Raw genomic sequence first — 18,076 nt, 5'->3', positions numbered from 1 at the left:
AAGGTGAGCGGATAAGGTGATCACAGGCAGGAGAGAAACATGCGCATCCTCGTCGTCGAGGACGATCCCGTGCTGATGAACGGCCTCAAGGTGGGGCTCAATCTCGCTGGGGCGACCGTGGACGGGGTGGCCACCTGTTCGGACGCGGATGCTGCGCTGCTGTCCGGCCGCTTCGACGCCGTCGTCTTGGACGTCATGCTGCCGGACGGGTCCGGCTTTGACGTCCTTGGCCGGCTGCGCGCGCGGCGCGATCCGACCCCGGTGCTGATGCTGACCGCCCTGGACGAGACACCGGATCGGGTGCGCGGGCTCGACGCCGGCGCGGATGACTATCTCGGCAAGCCATTCGACCTTGATGAACTGGCGGCGCGGGTGCGGGCCATAGCGCGCCGTGGCCAAGGCCGCGCCGGGCCTGTCCTGCAAGTCGGCGGGCTGGTGCTCGACCCGGCCAGCCTGACCGCGGTTATGAAGGGCGAGCCGGTTGCATTGTCCCGGCGCGAGTTCGCCGTGCTGGCTGCTCTGATGGAGCGCCCAGGTGTTATCCGCTCCAAGAGTGAGATCGAGGAGCGGCTCTATGGCTGGCAGGAGGAAGTGGACAGCAACGCCGTGGAGGTTCACGTGCACAATCTTCGGGGCAAAATCGGGCGCGAAGCCATCGAGACCGTGCGCGGACTGGGTTATCGCGTGAGGATGGGAGAATGACATCCCTGCGGCGGCGCTTGTTCCTCGTGCTGATGGCCGCGACCGGCCTGATCTGGCTGTGTGCGGTAGGGTGGATCTACCTGTCCAGCCGGTCGGAGCTTGAGCATGTGCTCGACGCGCGCCTTCAGGAGGCAGCGCGCATGGTCCATTCCCTCGTGGACGGCGGCAACCTCGCCACGACGCCGCCAGCGCCCTTCAGCGAAACCGGCTACGAGCGTCAGTTGTCCTGCCAGATCTGGTCCCTTGACGGAAAGCTCCTCGCCCGCTCCTCCGGCGCCCCGGAAGAGGCCTTGTCGGGTTCGGCGCAGGGCTTTTCCTCGCGGGTCGTGAATGGGGAGGACTGGCGCGTCTACACCATCACCGACACGCAGAAGAACGTGCGCGTGATGGTGGGGGACCGGGTGGGCTTGCGCGCCCGTCTGGTACGGGACCTGATCGCCGGATTGCTCGGGCCGGCGCTTCTCATCGCCCCGCTGCTGGCGGTGTTGATCTGGGCCAGCCTCGCGCGCGGACTGGCGCCGCTTGCGCGCATCGCCGGTGAGATCGCCACGCGCGATGGCGAGGACATGCGCTCCGTTGCGTCGGGGGACGCTCCGTCCGAGGTGCGCCCGCTGCTCGACGCCCTGAATAGCCTGTTCGGCAAGGTCGAAGCCGCGCGTCGGCATGAGCGCGACGTCACCGCCTTTGCCGCCCACGAACTGCGTACGCCGCTCGCCGGTCTGAAGACGCAGGCGCAGATCGCGCTTGCTGCCACCGACGATGCCATGCGCGAAGAGGCGCTCCGGCAGATTCTCGTCTCGGTGGACCGGTCCGCGCGTCTGGTGCGCCAGTTGCTCGCTCTGGCCAAATTGGAGGCGGCACCGGCCGGCAAGGCGTCGGAGGACGACGTGGACATTGGCGCGGTGCTACGCGAGATCATACATCAGGCACCCACCCCGGAAGGCATCGACGTCCATCTCGATCGCGCCCTTAACGGTCTGACGCTGAAGGCTGATCGCGAAGCGCTGCATCTCGTGCTGCGGAACCTGCATGAGAACGCCCTTGAGCACATGCCGGGCGGCGGGGGCATCTCTTGGAGGCGGCTGCCGGAAGGGCTCTGCATTGAGGACGAGGGGTCCGGCATTCCACAGGATGAACTCGTACGCGTCACCGAGCGCTTCTTCCGCGGCCGAAACCGGAACCTGTCCGGCAGCGGCCTCGGCCTCACAATCGCGAGCATGGCGGCCGCGCGTATCGGCACCCGGCTGGAATTGGAGAACCGGCGGGATCGATCAGGATTGAGGGCGCGCATCCTGTGGCCGTGATGCGCTGAGCAGAGCGAACACAGTTGCGCACAGTGCTGATAGTCACGGAGTTGGAGCGGCTTGGTCCTCCGAGACCTCCTGAACGAGCTTCGGTCCCTTCGCAAGGCGCCGACCGAGCGCGGCGACGAAGGCCTCATAGCGTTCCCCCGCCTTGGCCCTGGCTGCCTGGGCCGCGGGCTCGGGCAGTGCCGGCGTCGTGGTAAGCCAGAAGCGGATGAACACGGCCAGCGTCTCGACTGAGATGCCGACGTCGCGCTCCATCCGGGTCATCCGTCTGTCCAGCTGATCCAGGCGCTTGGCGATCGCAGCCTCGCGTCGCTCGGCAGCGTCGGGAGACAGAAACGATGCGATGGCAGCCTCCGCGATCAGCGACTGAGGTTGGTCCCGGCGCGCGGCATAATCTGCGAGCAACGCCATGGTGTCCGGATCGAGATAGACAGTGATCTGCGCCTTCTTCTTGCGTGGGGCCATCGCCGTCACAGCTCCATGCCGTCGCGGGGGTCGAGCGAGACCTGACGCGCCACCCCCTGCATGACGCGCGTCATGCGGCTGTTTCGGGCGAGGTCGTCCTCACTCTCGTCCACGAGGTCGATCTCGAACTCGTTCTGCGGTAATGCCGGCTCCTCGACCGGAACCACCCGAGCCAGCTCCGGCTGCTGTCGGCGCTCCGACCCGGTCGTGTCCTCATCATCCCTTCCCTGCACCATCAGGCTCAGCTGCGACGGTGCGGGCAGCGGCAGGACGGTCCAGTCGTCGGCACGCTGCTCGGTCGGTTCTGCAAGCAGAGGTGGCGACAAGATCCGTTCTCGGAAGCGCTCATCCTCATAATACCGCGCCTTCTTCGCCCGGATCGGCGGCGTACCGGCGATCATGACGATCTCATCGGCGGGCGGAAGCTGCATCACCTCGCCCGGCGTGAGGAGCGGACGGGCCGTCTCCGAGCGCGAGACCATGAGGTGGCCGAGCCAGGGCGAGAGCCGGTGACCGGCATAATTCTTCATGGCCTTCATCTCGGTGGCGGTGCCGAGGGCGTCGGAGACGCGCTTGGCAGTGCGCTCGTCATTGGTGGCGAAGCTCACCCGCACATGGCAGTTGTCGAGGATGGAGTTGTTCGGGCCATAGGCCTTCTCGATCTGGTTCAGGCTTTGCGCGATCAGGAAGCTCTTCAGCTCGTAGCCCGCCATGAATGCGAGGGCGCTCTCGAAGAAGTCGAGCCGCCCCAGCGCGGGGAACTCGTCCAGCATCAGGAGGAGCCGATGGCGGTCGGCCTTCGCCTGCAGGTCCTCGGTGAGGCGGCGCCCGACCTGGTTGAGGATCAGGCGGATCAGAGGCTTGGTGCGGTTGATGTCGGACGGCGGCACGACGAGATAGAGTGTGGTTGGGCGTCTGCCCGCCACGAGGTCGGTGATGCGCCAGTCGCAGCGCTGGGTCACCTCGGCCACCACGGGATCGCGATAGAGCCCGAGGAAGGACATGGCGGTGGAGAGCACACCGGAGCGCTCGTTCTCCGACTTGTTGAGAAGCTCCCGTGCCGCGCTGGCGATCACCGGATGGGGACTCGCCTCGCCGAGGTGCGGCGTCGTCATCATGGCGGCGAGTGTCGCCTCGATGGGGCGCCTGGGGTCGGAGAGGAAGACGGCGACGCCGGCGAGGGTCTTGTCCCTTTCGGCATAAAGGACATGAAGAATGGCGCCGACGAGCAGAGCGTGGCTGGTCTTCTCCCAGTGGTTGCGCTTTTCCAGCGAGCCCTCGGGATCCACCAGGATGTCGGCGATGTTCTGGACGTCCCGCACCTCCCATTCGCCGCGGCGGACCTCCAATAGCGGATTGTAAGCGGCCGATTTCACATTGGTGGGGTCGAACAGCAGCACGCGCCCGTGCCGCGCGCGGAAGCCGGCGGTGATCTGCCAGTTCTCGCCCTTGATGTCGTGGACGATGGCCGAGCCCGGCCAGGTGAGGAGCGATGGGACGACGAGGCCCACGCCCTTGCCGGATCGGGTCGGGGCGAAGCACAGGACGTGCTCGGGTCCATCGTGGCGCAGATAGTCCCCGCCATGGCGGCCCAGCACCACGCCGTCCGGGCCGAGGAGACCGGCTGAGCGGATCTCGTCCGGCTCGGCCCAGCGGGCGGAGCCATAGGTTTCCACCCGCCTTGCCTCCCGCGCCCGCCAGACCGAGAGGCCGATGGCGGCTACGATGGACAGGAACCCACCCGAGGCGGCGATGAAGGCGCCTTGGGTGAAAATCTCCGGCGCATAGGCGTCGTAAAAATACCACCACCAGAAGAAAGCCGGCGGGTAATAGACGGGCCAATGCCCCAGCACGAACCAGGGTGAGCCGAGCTGGTGCTGGAAGCCCAGCCTCCAGGCCACATATTCCGTCGCCCCCCAGGTGGTGGCGAGCACGATGGCGAAGACGGCGAGGATCTGGCCCCAGAGGATCTTGGTCGCGGACATGCGGCGGTCCTTTTGCGCTTGAGGTCAGAGGCCGAGGCCGCGCTTGCGGCCGAAGTCCCAGTCGATGCCGCCATCGGGCCGGGCGACGCCGGAGATGTGCTTGCCGAGCTGCTTTTCGAGGGAGGGCGTCCAGGGCACGAGCTGGAAGCCGAGCCCACCGTCGATCATGGCAAAGCGGCCGGACGCCAGGGCGAAGCGCTGGCGGTAGGTGCCGGAGACATATTCTCCCGTTCCTGAGCGGTTGAACGGCTGCCCGGTCTCGGCGGCGAGCTTCTCACCCAGCACATCCACCTCCCGTCGGCGTAAGGTCTCGATCAGGTCACGGGAGAAGGTAACGCGCCGGCCTTGGCGCTGGGCCAGACCCTCCCGGACCAGATGGTCGGCGCGACGCTCCATGGCGTCGCTCACCTCGGCGCCGAAGCCGCCCTCCGACAAAGGCACCGGTGTGCGACTGAGCGCTTGCCGGTCGAGCCAGGTGGCGCCGGCTGCCGTGACCTGTCGCTCGATGTCGAGGTCCGAGCGGACCGCCAGCGCGGCCCGCTGTTGGCCCCGGGCATCCTCGAACCTCCGGAGCTCGACGATGGAGCCGGGAGCGCCATCGCCTGCCGCATCGAGGTCGGGCAACTTGATGTGGTGGGTGCGCCCATCGACGCCGTCGACCACGGCATAGGCTGTGCCCTTCAGTTCGTCGTCGAGGCCGCGGTCGACCAGGCGGCCGATGATAGGTGCATCGAGGCGCTCACCGGAAAGCACATAGCTTGCTGTACCGCGCTCGATGCCCTGCGCGGTCAGGGCCCGGTGCACCCGCTTGATGATGTCGCCGCGCTCGCCCAAAGCCCGGAGCGTCGCTTCGGCCGTCTCGTCGATCACCCACTGGCCGGGGCCAACCTGATCGGCGAGGCCGAGGGTTTCGAGCTTGCGCAGTCGTCCGACCTTCAGGGCGTGGAACCCGTCCGGCTGGCGATCGGCGTGGGGCGCGACGTCGATCACGCCGGTCTCGCGCTGGTCCCGGACCAGTTGGCGGTCGAGCTGCGTCCACCTCTCCGCCTCCATCTGCCGCTCCAGGGTGCGGCGGATGTTGAGGTCGGTGCGCGGTCCCAGTTCCTGGGTGACCAGATCCTGCGCGCGGGCGCGCAGGCCCTCCTTGATATAGTCGCGGGAGATGACGAGGTCCCGGCCGTCATCGGTCTGGCCCCGCACGAGAATGTGGAGGTGGGGATTGTCCGTGTTCCAGTGATCGACGCCGACCCAGTCCAGCTTGGTGCCGAGGTCCTTCTCCATCTGCCCCGTCAGGTCGCGGGCGAAGGACCTGAGATCGGCCATGTCGGCTGCATCCTCGGGCGAGACGATGAAGCGGAAATGGTGGCGGTCGTCGGCGCACCGCTCGGCGAAAGCGCGGCCGTTCCCCTCCTCGGCGCCCGGCCCGAACAGGCGGGCCTTCTCTCCGTCCCGGGTCACGCCCTCTCGCCGCAGATAACTCAGGTGCGCGACGAGCGGCGTGGCCCGCGCCGTATGCCGGACCACGCGGGTCTTGATCACAACGATCCGCGAGCGGCCGGTGAGCAGGCGGTTGGCGATGATGCTCTCGGTCCGGCCGCGCCCGAAGTGCGAGCGCGCGCCTGACGAGATGCGGCCGGATCGGGAGACGTGCCCGCCGGCCTTTTGGGCCGCCGCGAGGGCCTGGGCGATGAAGGGCCTTGCCCGCTGGGCGCGGGACGAGCGGATACGGCCCGGCCGGACGCGGAATTCACGCTCATCAGCCATGACGCAATCCCGTAATGTGGGAGAACGTCAATGAAACTAAAGGCTTGAGCGCTCGATGCACATTGCCGATCTGCAGCGCAATGTGCGTTTGGCTGGAAATCCCCCTGCAAAAACAACCGCCCGACCGCAGCGCACCTTGCGCCCTTTTATCTCGCCATCGGACGGTTGGTACCTGCGTCTCCCTTCCGTACCTTCGCCCGAACGCGAGAGAGCCCGACAGGATGCGGACGATGCCGACAGTACTCACGGCGCACCTCCAGGGCCGCCGCGAGCAACGAACAGACCATTGGACTGCGGGACGATGGCGGAGACGTTGCGCACATCTGGAGCGGGCGGCACGCTGCCCGTCTGTGTTCGATCCGTCGCCAACGTGCGGATCCGTTGCAGAACGAAGATCGGAGCACCGGCCCAGAGTGGCGGTTCTGCCGGAAGCGTGACAGAGCGGCCAGGTGCTTCCGGTTCGGCATCGCCGCGCACAATTTCGGGCGCCAGCTTGTCGACATAAGCGCGCGTCTCCGGCGGCAGAGCGCGACCCTTCCGGGAGGCTTCGTAGCGGCCCGGCCCCGCGTTATAGGCGGCGAGGAAACCGGGGTTGCCATAGCGGTCGAACAGCTCCCGCAGATAGGCGGCGCCGGCCATGATGTTTTCGTGCGGGTCGGAGGGATCGTCGCCGAGCCCGTAGTGGATCCGCAGCTCGGCCCAGGTCTCGGGCATGATCTGCATCAGCCCCATGGCTCCCTTGGGCGAGGTGGTGCGTGCGTCGCCATCGCTCTCCGCACGCAGAACGGCGCGGATCCAGGTGGCTGGAATGTCGAAGCGTTCCGCGGCCTCCGTGACGAAATCGGCGTAGCGGTCGGTCGGCGATGGCAGCTTCTGTGTTGCCGAACCCTCCGCCGAGAGTGCTGCTGCCGACCAGCTGAAAGGCATTCCGGAAAGGAGGACGAAGATGATTGCACGACGCCGAGCGCGCGCTCGCATCGATACGCGCACGGGGGTGAAGACATGTGGGAACGGATCCGCCTGCAGCATGACGGCCTCTCGACGTGTGATGAAGGTGAAGGTGGTCGGTCGCGCTCAGCGCGTCGGCGCACGCCAGACGAAGTGCCCGTCGCCGGCCTCGTCGGTGTAGAGCGGCACGGCGCGGCCGATCACGGTGCTGGCGGGCAACGGCCCGAAATACCGTCCGTCAAGGCTGTCCGGCACGTCGAAGTTCATGAGGAAGAGCTCGCCCTCGGCGATGCGCCGGCACCCGCGCCAGACCGGCAGGGGGCGGCCGATGCGGTCGCGCTCCAGCGCCTCGCCGTAAGCCACGCCATCGACGGTGATGATGCGGTCCTTGCGGCAAACCTCTTGCCCGGGAAGCGCCGCCACGCGCTTCATCAGCGGCACGCCGAGCCCAATATAGCCGCGTTCCACCATGAAGCGGGCGAGCACTGCCGGCGGCGTGATGGCGAGGAGGTCCGTGACATCGAGCCTGCGCGCGGGCTCGATGTTGTAGAGCCCGACGGGCGCGCTGGCGGAGACGTTCCACGCCAGCTTGAGCGGTGTCGGAACGAGCGCGGCGGTCGCCACCCCCATCACCGAGAAATAGGTGACCATGACATAGCCGAAGCGGGTCATTCCTCGCACTCCCGTCGTTTGAGCCACGCGTGATGGCGCTCCGGCGTGTAGGCGCGGGGCATGTGGCCGGCGATCAGGCGATTGTGGACATGCCGCCAGTGGTCGGGGGCGACATCCGCGCCGTTGATGCCGATGGCCTCGACGGCATCGATGTGCTGGAGTACCTTCTCGACCTTCGGCCAGCCGTCGGCGCGCAGCAGTATCTCCCCGCCGGGGCGCACGAAGGGCAGTGTCTGGTAAGTCTCACCCGGTTCGACGGCGCGCACGACGTCGATGCGCGAGACCACGGTGCCGAAGTCGTTCGACGCCCAGCGCACGAAGGCAAAGATGCTGCCCGGCGCGAATGAGACGATGCGCCGGCTGCGGTCGAGGATCTGCGCATGAGCTGGGCGGCCGAAGCGGATCCAGTTCTCGATCCGCTTCTCGATCCAGGTCAGTTCGACGTGGGTCAGCGTGTCGATGTTCGGTGCGGCCGGCACGAAGGCGATAACAACAGAGGGCACTGATGTGCCGGTCATGACGCATCTCCTGGGGTTGGGGGAAACTCGCGGGCGAAGAGGTCGCGGAGCATGTCGGCGACGGTCTGGCCACGGCCGAAGGCGGCGATCTTGATCCGCCCTCGCAAGTCGGGCGTGACATCGATGGTGAGCCGCGCGGTGAAGGCGCTGGCGTTTCCATCGCTCGCGGGCCGTGGCTCCGTGGCTTTCACCCATTGTTCGGGATCGGCCGGCCGGGCGGCGAAGCCCCGTCGGTTCGGGCGTTCGTTCATGGCGTGGCCCCGCCGACGGGAAGAGCGAGGATCTCCGCGGCGAGCGCCGCAATCTCCCGCGTCGCCGGCCCGTCCGCGTCGAGCTCGCTGACGAGCCGCCCGGACTGCGCCGACATGGCGAAGGCGACGCGCTGGCCAATGGTGGTCGCGAGCACGGGCGGATCGTGATCGGCCAGCGTCTCGGCGGTCTCGCGGGCGAGCACGGTGCGGGCGCCGCACCGGTTCAGCACGAAGCGGGCAGCAAGCTCCGGCCGGTAGATGCGGGCCTCCCTGAGGAGGGCCAGCATCTCGGCGGAGGCCCAGCCGTCGAGGGGCGAGGGCTGCACGGGGATCAGCACCAGGTCGGCGGCGAGGAGCGCCGAGCGCATGAGGGCGGCGACACGGGGCGGTCCGTCGATCACGATCATGTCGGCATCCCGCGCCAGCTCGGGGGCTTCCCGGTGCAGCGTGTCACGGGCGAGGCCGACGACGCCGAAGAGCCGGGAGCCGCCCTCACGGGCCCGCTGTTCGGACCAGTCCAGGGCCGAGCCCTGCGGGTCAGCGTCGATGACGGTGATGCGCTGGCCGCGCCTTGCCCATTCACCGGCAAGGTGCAGGGCAAGCGTCGTCTTGCCGACTCCGCCCTTTTGGTTGAGCAGCGCGACGATCATCGGGGATCTCCCGATGTGTCGGCAGGCATCATCTCGGGTGCGGAGAGAGGATCTGGAGCCTGAAATCCGTCTTTACGGAAAGACGGAAAGCCTTCACTTTTAGAAGTGCACTGGTTGGCAGGCTTTTGGTCCAGATGAGCGCGGTTATCCACATCGCCCGCGCGCCTTTTAAAGTTAGACTCTATGTTAGCCGGGGTACTGACCAGTGCCCCCTCGCCAGCGTTTTGGCTGCGGCGATGATGCCTCCATGAAGCGATCGTGGAAGGCGGTGCGCGGTGCTCCGTCGCGATCGGCGACGGAGGCGAACCATGGAGTTTTATGCGGGACTGGACGTGTCGCTGGAATCGACCAGCGTGTGCGTGGTGAATGGCGAGGGCAAGGTGGTCCGGGAGGGGAAATTGCCCTCCGATCCGGATGCCATCGAGCTGTTCCTGGCCGAATGGGGCGTCCACCTCAAGCGGGTCGGACTGGAGGCTTTCTCGTTCAGCGCCTGGCTGTTCTCCGCCCTCGACGACAAGGGCCTGCCGGTGTTCTGCATCGAGACCCGCCACACCAAGGCGGCGCTCAACGCCATGCTGAACAAGACCGACAAGAATGACGCGCGCGGCATCGCGCAGCTGATGCGCACCGGCTGGTTCCGGCCCGTCCACGTCAAGTCGCGCGAGGCGCAGGCGCTGCGGATGCTGCTCGCCGGCCGCAAGGCTCTGCTCGGCAAGGTGCTCGACATGGAGAACATGATCCGCGGCCTGATCCGGCCGTTCGGCCTGAAGGTCGGGCAGATATCGATTGGCAAGTTCGACGGGCGCGTGCGCGAACTGGTCGCCGGCCTCGCCGAGCTCGAACCGATCGTCGAGCCGCTGCTTGCCGCGCGCGCGGCGATGCGATTGCAGTTCGCCCGTATGCATCGGCTGGCGCTGGCGGCGGCGCGCGAGGACAAGGCGGTGCGGCGGATGATGACGGTGCCCGGCGTCGGCGCCATCGTGGCGCTGACCTTCCGCGCCACCGTCGACGATCCCGGCCGATTCAAAAAGTCCGTGACCGTCGGCGCGCACTTCGGGCTGACGCCGCGACGCTACCAATCCGGCGAGACCGATTGGTCGGGCCGCATCTCCAAATGCGGGGACGAGATGACGCGCGCTATGCTCTACGAGGCGGCAATCGCCATCCTCACGCGCATCCCGAAGAACTTCAAGCTGCGGCTCTGGGGCCTGAAGCTCTTGAAGAAGAAGGGGCTGAAGAAGGCCGCGACCGCCGTGGCGCGGGCATTGGCCGTGCTCCTGCACAAGATCTGGGTCGATGGTTCGACCTTCCGATATGGCGTCGGCCTGAAAGGCGGCCGGATCGCGCGCGCATGATGAGGGGCTGAGCGAACCGGCCACCCCCATCATCGGCGTCACCAGGTTCCGCCACGGCGGAGCGGCGTCTCCCGGGGAGACGGGGACACGGGCGAGATCGAAACTTGAATTGCCGGCAGCCTTCGGGCGAAACCGCACGGCGCTTGTTAGCCTGACCGCCTGGTCTCCAGATCCCGGAATGTGGCGGACACCATGCCGACCACGGACGTTAGCGAGTGCTCCTCGGAGAGACATGAGCCGCACCTCAGCGTGACGAGGGTCGAAGGGAACGGCCGCAGCGGCGGCAGACGGCGGCGTTCGCGCGCTCTGGAGTGCGCTCGCGCGTGTCTTCGCAAGTAAAAGCGGCTTTACGGATCAGTCCGCCGATGGCAGACTGAAATGGAGAGGCGTTGTCTCCACAGTCCGCTGACTCACAACAACAAGTTAGAGTCAGTACGTTAGAGTCTAAGTTAGGAGCGCGATTTTGCGTTTTCGGGCTTGGGGTTAACCCCTGTTTGGGTTCCCGAAAGCACGAGGGGCCGGTTCCTGATGGCACGTGGCACCGGGTTCCCGATGGCACGAAGGGATTCACAGGTTGTCCACAGGCGGGCTCGAAGGCGAGCAGCGTGCGCGCACCCGCGTCACACTCCAGGAACAGGGTGTAGCCGGGCAGCGGCTGGCGGCGGATGATGTCCCGCAGCTCGAAGGCGAAGCGCTTGAAGGGCGAGAGGCTGCCGGACTTGAGGTGGAGGTGGCGGAAGTCGAAGCGCCAGCCGTTGTGCTGGCGGCCGCCGTGCTTGCGCACCAGCCGGTAGAGCCAGCGATCGAGACCTCCCGTCAAGTCGAAATACGCCCGGTCGATGGTGAGGACGAGGGCGTCCTCCACGATGGCGCAATAGAACCAGTCGGGGACAATGAGCTCGATTCCCGCGGGCCTGCCATCCCGGTCGGTGCGCTCCTTCCATTCGTTGATCCAGGAGAAGCGATGGCGCCGTCCCTCGGCCGGCTGGCGGATCGAGGTGGACACGGTGGTGGACTGCAGCCGGTCGAGCGCCGCCTTCAGGCGCTGGTAGTCCCGGAGCGAGGTGCCGCGCCCCACGAACCTGAGGATCTCATAGGGGGTGGCGACCATGAAGCGCGACGTGCGCAGGCCAGCGTCGCGGGCCTCCACGATCTGGCTCGCCGCCCAGATCAGGATGTCGGCGTCCCAGATGGTCGCCATGCCATGGTCAGGCACGGCCTCGACCCGGATGGAAACATCGCCGGCGGCAAAATCGATGGGCGCGATACGATGGGTCTTGGAGAGGGAGAAGAAGGGATAGGCCATGAGATCCTGCGCATCTCGTGGCGCGAACGCGCCGGGAAGCGCGCGGAACAGATCGAGCTGTCCGCGCTCCGGCTGGGAGCGATGCCGCGCCACCATGGAGAAGGGCTCCGATCAGCGTGCGAAGCGGTGGGGCTCGGCAATGCCGGGCAGGCCCTGGCGCTTGGCCGGCAGTACGCAGCCTCGCGGATCGGAGGTAGAAGTGACTGCGCCGCGGGCGACCCAGGCCTGCAGATCCTCGATGGCATAGACGACCCGTCCGCCGAGCTTGCGATAGGCGGGTCCGGTCCCGTAGGTGCGGTGCTTCTCGAGCGTGCGGGCCGACAGGCTGAGGAAGACAGCGGCTTCCTTGGTGCGCAGGTAGCGCGGCGGGAACGTGGCAGCATCAGGTCGCATGGATCGGGCCTCCGTGAGCGATCTCGGGCCGCTGGTCATCAGCGGCGGATGGCGATCACGGTGGCGAAGGGCAGCTGTCGAGGGGGATGGGGAAGTTGAGGGGGGCGAAAATCCCCACCCTCAGCAAGCCGACGCTACGGCTATGGTCTTCTGCGATGACGCAGGAGCTTGAGATAGCCGCCGCCGATCATGGCGAGGCCGCCTTTGACGAGGCCGATGACCTTGTCGCGCAGCGCCGAGGTTTTCCAAGGCTCGGACGCGACGCGCTTGTGGCTGTAAAGAACCATCGCGATGTCGCGATAGCTGGCGCCGTTCGCCCGACCATCGGCCGCCAGCATCATGGTGCGCAGCCGGCTACGCTGCTGCGCGGTGATGCGGGTGTCGGGGATCGCCGGCCGGCCCTCGACAGCGCGCCAGAAGCGGGTCAAGGCCTGCATCCGTCCTATGGTGTCCGCGTCCAGCGGGATCAATGCCGCCAGCGGCGCGTCGGGGCATGTCCCGGTCAGCAGCAGCACCTGCGCGGCATGGGGTGCCGGACCATGGACCCAGTATCGGCCCTCGGCGCTGTCGCGCGGCGCAACCATGTCGCCGAACGACACGCTGGCCGCGCCCGGAAGAAACGCGGGCTGTTGGGTGAGAAGCACGACGGCCGGATCGACAACCGGCGACCACGGGACGTTCTGTTCCACGGCGGAGAGAGATGGCCGCGCGGCGAAATCGCAGCCCCCAGCGCTGCTCCACCTCCCGGGGGAGCGGGTCGGCGTCCGAGCCGGCCTTCACGAGGGAGTGGTAGTGCTCCTGGTAGGTCTCGTCCCGGCGCAGGCATTCCCAGGCGAGGCCCTCCACCGACAGCGTGTCGAAATAGCCGTAGCTGGCATCTTCTCGCCAGCGCGATGTATCAGGCTTCATCACTCGTCTCCGCATCAAGCATGCGTGTCGAGTGACGACAATCAGGGATTGAGGGTATTGGGGGAAGTCGGCCACGGAGCATCGCGTGATGCGGCTGCGGCATCACCCCTGCGAACGGGCAGCAACGTTAGACAGGACGGCGGAGGAGGTCCTTGTAGCCGCTGGAGGCCACCCATCGGGCCCGGGCCAGATGGCTGTCATGGACATGACGGGCACGTTCGGACTCCCGAGCCGCGTCGATGCCGAACAGCACCGAGGCGATCTCCTCCCAGCCGGCGCCATCCGCCGTGGCATCGAGAAGGCGCGCATAGAGCTTGATGTGCGCCCGGTCGTAGTCGGTGAGCTCGGGAGCGGACGGAACGGTGTCTGCAAACGCGTCGGTCATGTCACCCCACGTTTCCATGCCTGGCGCAGCCTTCGTCCCTTCTAGACGACGGCGGATGGTGAAGCGAGCCCGCGAGCTGGGAGCATCCCCGGGGCCGCTCGATGATCGCTTGGCATCGGGATTGCCGCCGCTTAACCCGCTAGGGCCGCTTGATTACATATTATAGTGGCTTAGTTCTCATTAAGTGTTGATAATCCGGCGACGGGCTGCAGCATCGAGCACGAAGTCAGAGGGGGTGGCAGCCTCGCCGAAGCGTTCGATCATATGTCTCCATGTAAGGTAGTGGGACAGATAGCGTGTCGAGACGCCGTGAAAGCGGCGCATCCAATCCTTGAGGCGGCTGTCGTAAGCATTGACATTCTGAATATGGAAGACACCGTCGCGGATACGTTCGCCGGCGCCGGTGTTGAGGGCCTCATGGCGAATGCCGATCTTTCTGGCTGCGAAGGAGAAGGTGCGTGCGCCATCACTACACAGCAGGGCATCTTTCGCGACGTGCGGTTCGATCGCTTCGCGGAAGTCCGGCGCGGTCAGGCCCGGCAAGACCTCATGGGCCGTGTTTCCCGAGCGATCACGCATGATCAGGACGGCAATCCGTTCTTTCAGGGAGGCGCCGCTTGTCCTGGAAGACAGGCCGCGCCGGCGCGGCGTGGGACGGGGTGGAGGGGTCTGCGAAGTCGGCGGCCACAGACGTGAGCCCTTGTAGGAACGCCGGAAGAAGGTCTCGTCCGCCTCGACGATGCCGGATAGGGTTTGCATTTGGCGCGGGGCTGAAAGAAAGCGGTGCCGCCAGCGAAACGCAGTACTTCGCGCGACGCCACAGCTGGCCGCAGAGCGCCGTGTACTCTGGCCTTCCTGCAAGGCAATCCCGAACCCCATCCAGGCCTCACGATGTCTCAGCCGCGCCAAAGGAGTCCCCGTCAGGGCATTGAATGTCCGGTGGCAATCGCGGCAGCGATACCGCGGAAGACCATGGGCGCGTCCCCAACTGCCGATCCGTTCACCTCCGCAGGCTGGACATTGGCGCGGCATGGCGCCATCCAGCAGTGATACGGTCCGCTGCTCCGCCGTCGAGGGTCGAGAAAGCACGTCGCGCAGGATGGTGCGCTGCGCTTCATCGAGCAGGTCGACGTGGGCCAGAAATCTTGCAAACTCTGCTGCATCCATCGGTGCTCATCCCATCCCATGATGGGAGTCTGCGCCGTGTCAAATGCCGTTGCAACACTTAACGAGAACTGAGCCATTATAGTTGATAAGCTCAAAGTGTGTAAATTGCGATCCGTCTGCGCATGGATATGCGCAAGCTGGTCGGCCGGAACTTCGCTCGCCTGCGTCAGGAAAAAGGCCTGACCCAGGAGGATGTCGAGGCGCGCTCCGGTTTCAGCCAGCAGTACATCAGCGGCCTCGAGCGTGGCCGGCGCAATCCGACGGTCATCACCCTTTACGAGCTGGCCCAGGCGCTGGGCGTCAGCCACGAAGAGTTGGTGCGTCCGGATGGCAAGGACTAAACCGCAGGCTGCGGGATCGGATTCGCGAGAAGTGTCACCGTCATCACCATTGCGGGTATTCCACATGAAACCCGCAAGACAAACCGTCGATCCGCAACAATTTCCAGGTGCGTCGCGCGTCATCCGTGGGGAGCGTGCCCGTGGCGGTGGTGGATGTCCGGGTAGTGCGGGTGCCGATGCACCATGGGCGCATGCCGGTGCCAGTGGGCGTGCGGCTCGCCGGCCGGTGCGCCGGGATGATGGTCGTGCTGGTGGTGCGCGTCGTGACGGTGGCTGTGCTCGTGCTCCAACCCTTCGTGCGTATGCTCGTGGTCGTGCCGCTCGGAGAGGTGCAGCCACAGGCCAAGCCCCATAAGGAGGCCCGCGATCAAGAGTTGGAGCATGAAGGCCTCGCCGAGCAAGACGATGGCGAGAATAGCCCCCACGAACGGCGCCAGCGAGAAATAGGCGCCGGTCCGCGCCGTGCCGAGATGGCGCAGCGCGAGCACGAACAAGGCGAGGCTGACGCCGTAGCCGAAGAAGCCCACCACCGCGGCTGCGGCCATGTCTCCCGCTGACGGGAAGGCCGCGCCGTGGCCAAGGGCAATGAGCAGGTTGATGGTTCCGGCGATCAGGCCCTTCAGCATGGCGATCTGCACGGGATCGGCAGACGACAGCTTACGGGTCAGATTGTTGTCGAGGCCCCAGCACAGGCACGCGGCCGCGATCAGTACGGCGCCGAGATCGACCGTCGCCCGCCCCTGCCAGGACAGAACCATCGCGCCGAGCAGGATGGCAAATGCCCCGAATAGGAGACGCCTGTCTACATTCTCCCGGAAGGCGATCCAGGCGATGGCCATGGTCGCCACACCTTCCAGATTGAGCAGAAGGGAAGCGCTCGTAGCGTCGGTCCGGGCAAGCCCGAACATGAGCAGCAGCGGGCCGAGGACGCCGCCGGCGAGGATCACCAGCGCGAGCCATGGCATGTCCGCCCGTCGCAGCGGCGCCTCCACGGCGGGAAGCCGGAGCGCCACCCGGAAGAGATGGGCGGCGGCGAGGCCAGCGCCGGCCCCGAGATAAAGCAGCCCGGCCATCATCCAGGGATCGACGGCGCCCAGGAGTTGCTTGGCGAGCGGCGTGCTCGCGCCGAACAGTCCGGCGGAGAGCAGGCCGAAGGCGATGCCGGGCTTCATCACGCGATTCCCATCCTGTTCGGGCGGCGCTCCGCCCTCAGCGCCCGAGATACTTGATGAGCGCCACGATGCCGAGCACGACCAGCGCCAGGACGAGGAGGCCGAAGAGCCACATCCCCCACATGCCGCCGCCCATCATTTGATCGTAGTACATGACGGTCTCTCCTCTGCGGGATCAAGCTATCTTCACCACCGCCATCATGCCCGTGGCCATGTGGTAGAGGTGGTGGCAGTGCAGGAACCATTCGCCCTTCGGCCCGGCGTCGAAGGCGATGGTGACCGGCATGTGCGGCGGCACCATCACCGTGTCGCGCACCGCGCCTGCGATCCGGCGCCCGCCGATGCCCACAACCTGGAAATGGTGGCCGTGCAGGTGCATGGGATGGCTCATGGTGGTGGGGTTCATGAAGGTCATCTCCACCCGCTCGCCAGGGCTGACGGCGAAGGGGCTTGCCTCGCCATAGGTGCGGCCGTTGATGGTCCAGCGATAGCCCGCCTCCTCGCCGAGCATGATGGGGAAGGCCTTGTCCGCCTTGCGTCGTACGAGCGGCTTCCCGGCGGAAAGGCCCCCTTCGAACGTGAGGTCGAGCAGGCCCTGCAGACGGTCGGAGGTCTCGGCGATGCGCGCGACGGATGCTCCGGCCGTGGCCAGGATAAGGCCGGTACGCCGGGCCGAGGCCTCTACCCGCGCCAGCACTGGGAAGGCTCCTCCGCTCGCCGGAATATCCACCAGAAGGTCGATGCGCTGCCCCTGTGCCAACGGAAAGTCCTCCGCCTCCATGGGGATGCAGGGCGAGCCATCGACCGCGACGCAGCGCGGCTTCAGGCCCGGCACGCTGACGAAGAAGGCGGTGGCGGTGCCGCCGTTGATGATGCGCAGCCGTACCTGTCCGCCCTTCTCCACCTTCACCACCTCGGGATCGGCAAGGGTGCGGCGGTTGGCGAGGAAGGCGTCGTAGTCGACGTCGTTGGCGTGGGCCATCATCCCGCCGGCCATTCCCGCACCCATCCCGTGCCCCGCGTGGCCGGCGGCGGCGCCAGCAGGAGCAGGCCCCATCGTCCCGCCGCCCATGCCACCCATCGCGCCCATGCCGCGGCCGGCATGGTCCATTCCCGGCATCGCCATCCCCGCCATGCCCGGCCCCGGCATGGACTGGCCCGCTTCGTGAGCACCGTGGCCGCCATGGGCGTTCGCGCCACCGAGCCCGGCGAGGATCTCCTCCGGGCTGCGGAAGGAGAAATCGTGCAGCATCACCACCACGTCCTGCGCATCGCCCGCATCCGCCTCTCGGGTGACGAGGGGAGCGGCGAGCAATTGCTGCTCGCTCAGCGTATGGGAATGCATCCAGTGGGTGCCGGGCGTGAGCAGGAAGTCCACCTGGTCCGTCCCGCCGGGCGCGAGTTCGCCGCCGTCGGGGCGGGCGCGGTCCTGGTCCGCCGGAGCGAAGATCTGGCCGTGCCAGTGCATTACCGCCGGCGCCTGCGAGGCATTGAGCACCGCGCCGGCGAGGCGATCGCCCTCCTTCGCGAAGATGCCTTCGCTGGTCGGGCCCTTGACGGCGAAGACCTTGGCCGCCTTGCCGTTCACGTCGAGGGTGATGCTCTCCACGGTGATGAGCGGGGCGGCGAGGACGCGGCTCCACCCGCCGGAGAGGGCGAGCGCGCCGGCAGCGGCGCCACCCGCGAGGACGGCGCGGCGGGACATCGAGGACAGGTGCTTAGGTCGGGTCATGGTCGGCCTCCTGGGTGCGTCGCCGGGCAGACGAGGCGAGGCAGGGATCGA

At 67.0% G+C, this 18,076-nt stretch carries 19 protein-coding genes and 1 pseudogene; 4 read left to right on the top strand and 16 right to left on the bottom strand.

The window, feature by feature from the left end; all coding sequences use genetic code 11:
• Positions 1-39 precede the first annotated feature (39 nt).
• Both V5F84_RS11110 and V5F84_RS11105 read left to right on the top strand, forming a co-directional pair.
• Positions 40-702, top strand: a complete 663-nt coding sequence (locus V5F84_RS11110; RefSeq protein WP_394042527.1) for a response regulator — start codon at positions 40-42, stop codon at positions 700-702.
• Positions 699-2,006, top strand: coding sequence for an ATP-binding protein (locus V5F84_RS11105; protein ID WP_394042528.1), 1,308 nt, complete (start codon positions 699-701; stop codon positions 2,004-2,006). Before V5F84_RS11110 ends, V5F84_RS11105 begins: the two co-directional genes overlap by 4 nt.
• A 42-nt stretch (positions 2,007-2,048) precedes the next feature.
• Here V5F84_RS11105 and V5F84_RS11100 read toward each other — a convergent pair whose 3' ends face one another.
• The 8 genes from V5F84_RS11100 to parA all read right to left on the bottom strand — a co-directional run bounded on the left by V5F84_RS11100 (position 2,049) and on the right by parA (position 9,265).
• Positions 2,049-2,477 (bottom strand): CopG family transcriptional regulator, encoded by a 429-nt coding sequence (locus V5F84_RS11100; protein ID WP_394042529.1) that lies wholly within the window; start codon positions 2,475-2,477, stop codon positions 2,049-2,051.
• Positions 2,478-2,482: 5 nt separating this feature from the next.
• The gene (locus V5F84_RS11095; RefSeq protein WP_394042530.1) at positions 2,483-4,462 is read right to left on the bottom strand and encodes a conjugal transfer protein TraG; all 1,980 of its coding nucleotides are present in this window, start codon (positions 4,460-4,462) and stop codon (positions 2,483-2,485) included.
• A 24-nt stretch (positions 4,463-4,486) separates the two neighbouring features.
• Positions 4,487-6,226: a relaxase/mobilization nuclease domain-containing protein gene (locus V5F84_RS11090; RefSeq protein ID WP_394042531.1), complete on the bottom strand. Its 1,740-nt coding sequence runs from the start codon at positions 6,224-6,226 to the stop codon at positions 4,487-4,489.
• 243 nt (positions 6,227-6,469) lie between these two features.
• Positions 6,470-7,255, bottom strand: a complete 786-nt coding sequence (locus V5F84_RS11085) for a lytic transglycosylase domain-containing protein (RefSeq protein WP_394042532.1) — start codon at positions 7,253-7,255, stop codon at positions 6,470-6,472.
• Between the two features lie 45 nt (positions 7,256-7,300).
• The gene (locus tag V5F84_RS11080) at positions 7,301-7,846 is read right to left on the bottom strand and encodes a S26 family signal peptidase (protein WP_394042533.1); all 546 of its coding nucleotides are present in this window, start codon (positions 7,844-7,846) and stop codon (positions 7,301-7,303) included.
• Positions 7,843-8,364, bottom strand: coding sequence for a DUF2840 domain-containing protein (locus V5F84_RS11075; protein ID WP_394042534.1), 522 nt, complete (start codon positions 8,362-8,364; stop codon positions 7,843-7,845). The genes V5F84_RS11080 and V5F84_RS11075 overlap by 4 nt, the downstream gene beginning before the upstream one ends.
• Positions 8,361-8,615, bottom strand: coding sequence for a ribbon-helix-helix protein (locus V5F84_RS11070; RefSeq protein WP_394042535.1), 255 nt, complete (start codon positions 8,613-8,615; stop codon positions 8,361-8,363). The genes V5F84_RS11075 and V5F84_RS11070 overlap by 4 nt, the downstream gene beginning before the upstream one ends.
• The gene (gene parA, locus V5F84_RS11065; protein WP_394042536.1) at positions 8,612-9,265 is read right to left on the bottom strand and encodes a ParA family partition ATPase; all 654 of its coding nucleotides are present in this window, start codon (positions 9,263-9,265) and stop codon (positions 8,612-8,614) included. Before parA ends, V5F84_RS11070 begins: the two co-directional genes overlap by 4 nt.
• A gap of 308 nt (positions 9,266-9,573) precedes the next feature.
• Here parA and V5F84_RS11060 point away from each other — a divergent pair, with 308 nt between their 5' ends.
• Positions 9,574-10,620: an IS110 family RNA-guided transposase gene (locus tag V5F84_RS11060; RefSeq protein ID WP_394042537.1), complete on the top strand. Its 1,047-nt coding sequence runs from the start codon at positions 9,574-9,576 to the stop codon at positions 10,618-10,620.
• A gap of 244 nt (positions 10,621-10,864) precedes the next feature.
• On the opposite strand, the gene V5F84_RS11055 is transcribed toward V5F84_RS11060, so the two are convergent.
• The 6 genes and pseudogenes from V5F84_RS11055 to V5F84_RS11030 form a co-directional block, all read right to left on the bottom strand.
• Positions 10,865-12,022: a replication initiator protein A gene (locus V5F84_RS11055; protein ID WP_394042538.1), complete on the bottom strand. Its 1,158-nt coding sequence runs from the start codon at positions 12,020-12,022 to the stop codon at positions 10,865-10,867.
• A gap of 15 nt (positions 12,023-12,037) precedes the next feature.
• Positions 12,038-12,319, bottom strand: coding sequence for a helix-turn-helix transcriptional regulator (locus tag V5F84_RS11050; RefSeq protein ID WP_394042539.1), 282 nt, complete (start codon positions 12,317-12,319; stop codon positions 12,038-12,040).
• Positions 12,320-12,459: 140 nt separating this feature from the next.
• Positions 12,460-13,008, bottom strand: a complete 549-nt coding sequence (locus V5F84_RS11045) for a DUF2285 domain-containing protein (protein WP_394042540.1) — start codon at positions 13,006-13,008, stop codon at positions 12,460-12,462.
• An 82-nt stretch (positions 13,009-13,090) separates the two neighbouring features.
• Positions 13,091-13,228: pseudogene (locus V5F84_RS11040) on the bottom strand (transcriptional regulator domain-containing protein); the annotation flags it as partial.
• A 127-nt stretch (positions 13,229-13,355) separates the two neighbouring features.
• Positions 13,356-13,613, bottom strand: coding sequence for a DNA -binding domain-containing protein (locus tag V5F84_RS11035; protein ID WP_394042541.1), 258 nt, complete (start codon positions 13,611-13,613; stop codon positions 13,356-13,358).
• A 180-nt stretch (positions 13,614-13,793) separates the two neighbouring features.
• Entirely contained in the window at positions 13,794-14,780 is a 987-nt protein-coding gene (locus V5F84_RS11030; RefSeq protein ID WP_394042542.1) for an IS1595 family transposase, read from the bottom strand.
• A 122-nt stretch (positions 14,781-14,902) separates the two neighbouring features.
• Here V5F84_RS11030 and V5F84_RS11025 point away from each other — a divergent pair, with 122 nt between their 5' ends.
• A complete protein-coding gene (locus tag V5F84_RS11025) occupies positions 14,903-15,121 on the top strand; it encodes a helix-turn-helix domain-containing protein (RefSeq protein ID WP_168459816.1) in 219 nt (72 codons plus the stop codon).
• Between the two features lie 119 nt (positions 15,122-15,240).
• Here the strand turns inward: V5F84_RS11025 and V5F84_RS11020 are convergent, their stop codons facing one another.
• Positions 15,241-16,293, bottom strand: a complete 1,053-nt coding sequence (locus V5F84_RS11020) for a DMT family transporter (RefSeq protein WP_394042788.1) — start codon at positions 16,291-16,293, stop codon at positions 15,241-15,243.
• 175 nt (positions 16,294-16,468) lie between these two features.
• Positions 16,469-18,025: a multicopper oxidase family protein gene (locus tag V5F84_RS11015; protein WP_394042543.1), complete on the bottom strand. Its 1,557-nt coding sequence runs from the start codon at positions 18,023-18,025 to the stop codon at positions 16,469-16,471.
• Positions 18,026-18,076: the final 51 nt, after the last annotated feature.

The organism is Roseixanthobacter liquoris (assembly GCF_043195135.2).
In the GTDB taxonomy this organism is placed as follows: domain Bacteria; phylum Pseudomonadota; class Alphaproteobacteria; order Rhizobiales; family Xanthobacteraceae; genus NCEH01.
The sequence above is the reverse complement of the archived record's forward strand: the minus strand, read 5'-3'. Positions and strand labels throughout refer to the sequence as shown.

Coding starts and splice junctions, on each gene's coding strand:
- V5F84_RS11075 (WP_394042534.1), bottom strand. CDS start 8,364: ATGACCGGCACATCAGTGCCCTCTGTTGTTATCGCCTTCGTGCCGGCC.
- V5F84_RS11070 (WP_394042535.1), bottom strand. CDS start 8,615: ATGAACGAACGCCCGAACCGACGGGGCTTCGCCGCCCGGCCGGCCGAT.
- V5F84_RS11035 (WP_394042541.1), bottom strand. CDS start 13,613: ATGACCGACGCGTTTGCAGACACCGTTCCGTCCGCTCCCGAGCTCACC.
- V5F84_RS11050 (WP_394042539.1), bottom strand. CDS start 12,319: ATGCGACCTGATGCTGCCACGTTCCCGCCGCGCTACCTGCGCACCAAG.
- V5F84_RS11025 (WP_168459816.1), top strand. CDS start 14,903: ATGGATATGCGCAAGCTGGTCGGCCGGAACTTCGCTCGCCTGCGTCAG.
- V5F84_RS11015 (WP_394042543.1), bottom strand. CDS start 18,025: ATGACCCGACCTAAGCACCTGTCCTCGATGTCCCGCCGCGCCGTCCTC.
- V5F84_RS11105 (WP_394042528.1), top strand. CDS start 699: ATGACATCCCTGCGGCGGCGCTTGTTCCTCGTGCTGATGGCCGCGACC.
- V5F84_RS11095 (WP_394042530.1), bottom strand. CDS start 4,462: ATGTCCGCGACCAAGATCCTCTGGGGCCAGATCCTCGCCGTCTTCGCC.
- V5F84_RS11030 (WP_394042542.1), bottom strand. CDS start 14,780: ATGGATGCAGCAGAGTTTGCAAGATTTCTGGCCCACGTCGACCTGCTC.
- V5F84_RS11060 (WP_394042537.1), top strand. CDS start 9,574: ATGGAGTTTTATGCGGGACTGGACGTGTCGCTGGAATCGACCAGCGTG.
- V5F84_RS11080 (WP_394042533.1), bottom strand. CDS start 7,846: ATGACCCGCTTCGGCTATGTCATGGTCACCTATTTCTCGGTGATGGGG.
- V5F84_RS11110 (WP_394042527.1), top strand. CDS start 40: ATGCGCATCCTCGTCGTCGAGGACGATCCCGTGCTGATGAACGGCCTC.
- V5F84_RS11020 (WP_394042788.1), bottom strand. CDS start 16,293: ATGAAGCCCGGCATCGCCTTCGGCCTGCTCTCCGCCGGACTGTTCGGC.
- V5F84_RS11100 (WP_394042529.1), bottom strand. CDS start 2,477: ATGGCCCCACGCAAGAAGAAGGCGCAGATCACTGTCTATCTCGATCCG.
- parA (WP_394042536.1), bottom strand. CDS start 9,265: ATGATCGTCGCGCTGCTCAACCAAAAGGGCGGAGTCGGCAAGACGACG.
- V5F84_RS11085 (WP_394042532.1), bottom strand. CDS start 7,255: ATGCTGCAGGCGGATCCGTTCCCACATGTCTTCACCCCCGTGCGCGTA.
- V5F84_RS11055 (WP_394042538.1), bottom strand. CDS start 12,022: ATGGTGGCGCGGCATCGCTCCCAGCCGGAGCGCGGACAGCTCGATCTG.
- V5F84_RS11090 (WP_394042531.1), bottom strand. CDS start 6,226: ATGGCTGATGAGCGTGAATTCCGCGTCCGGCCGGGCCGTATCCGCTCG.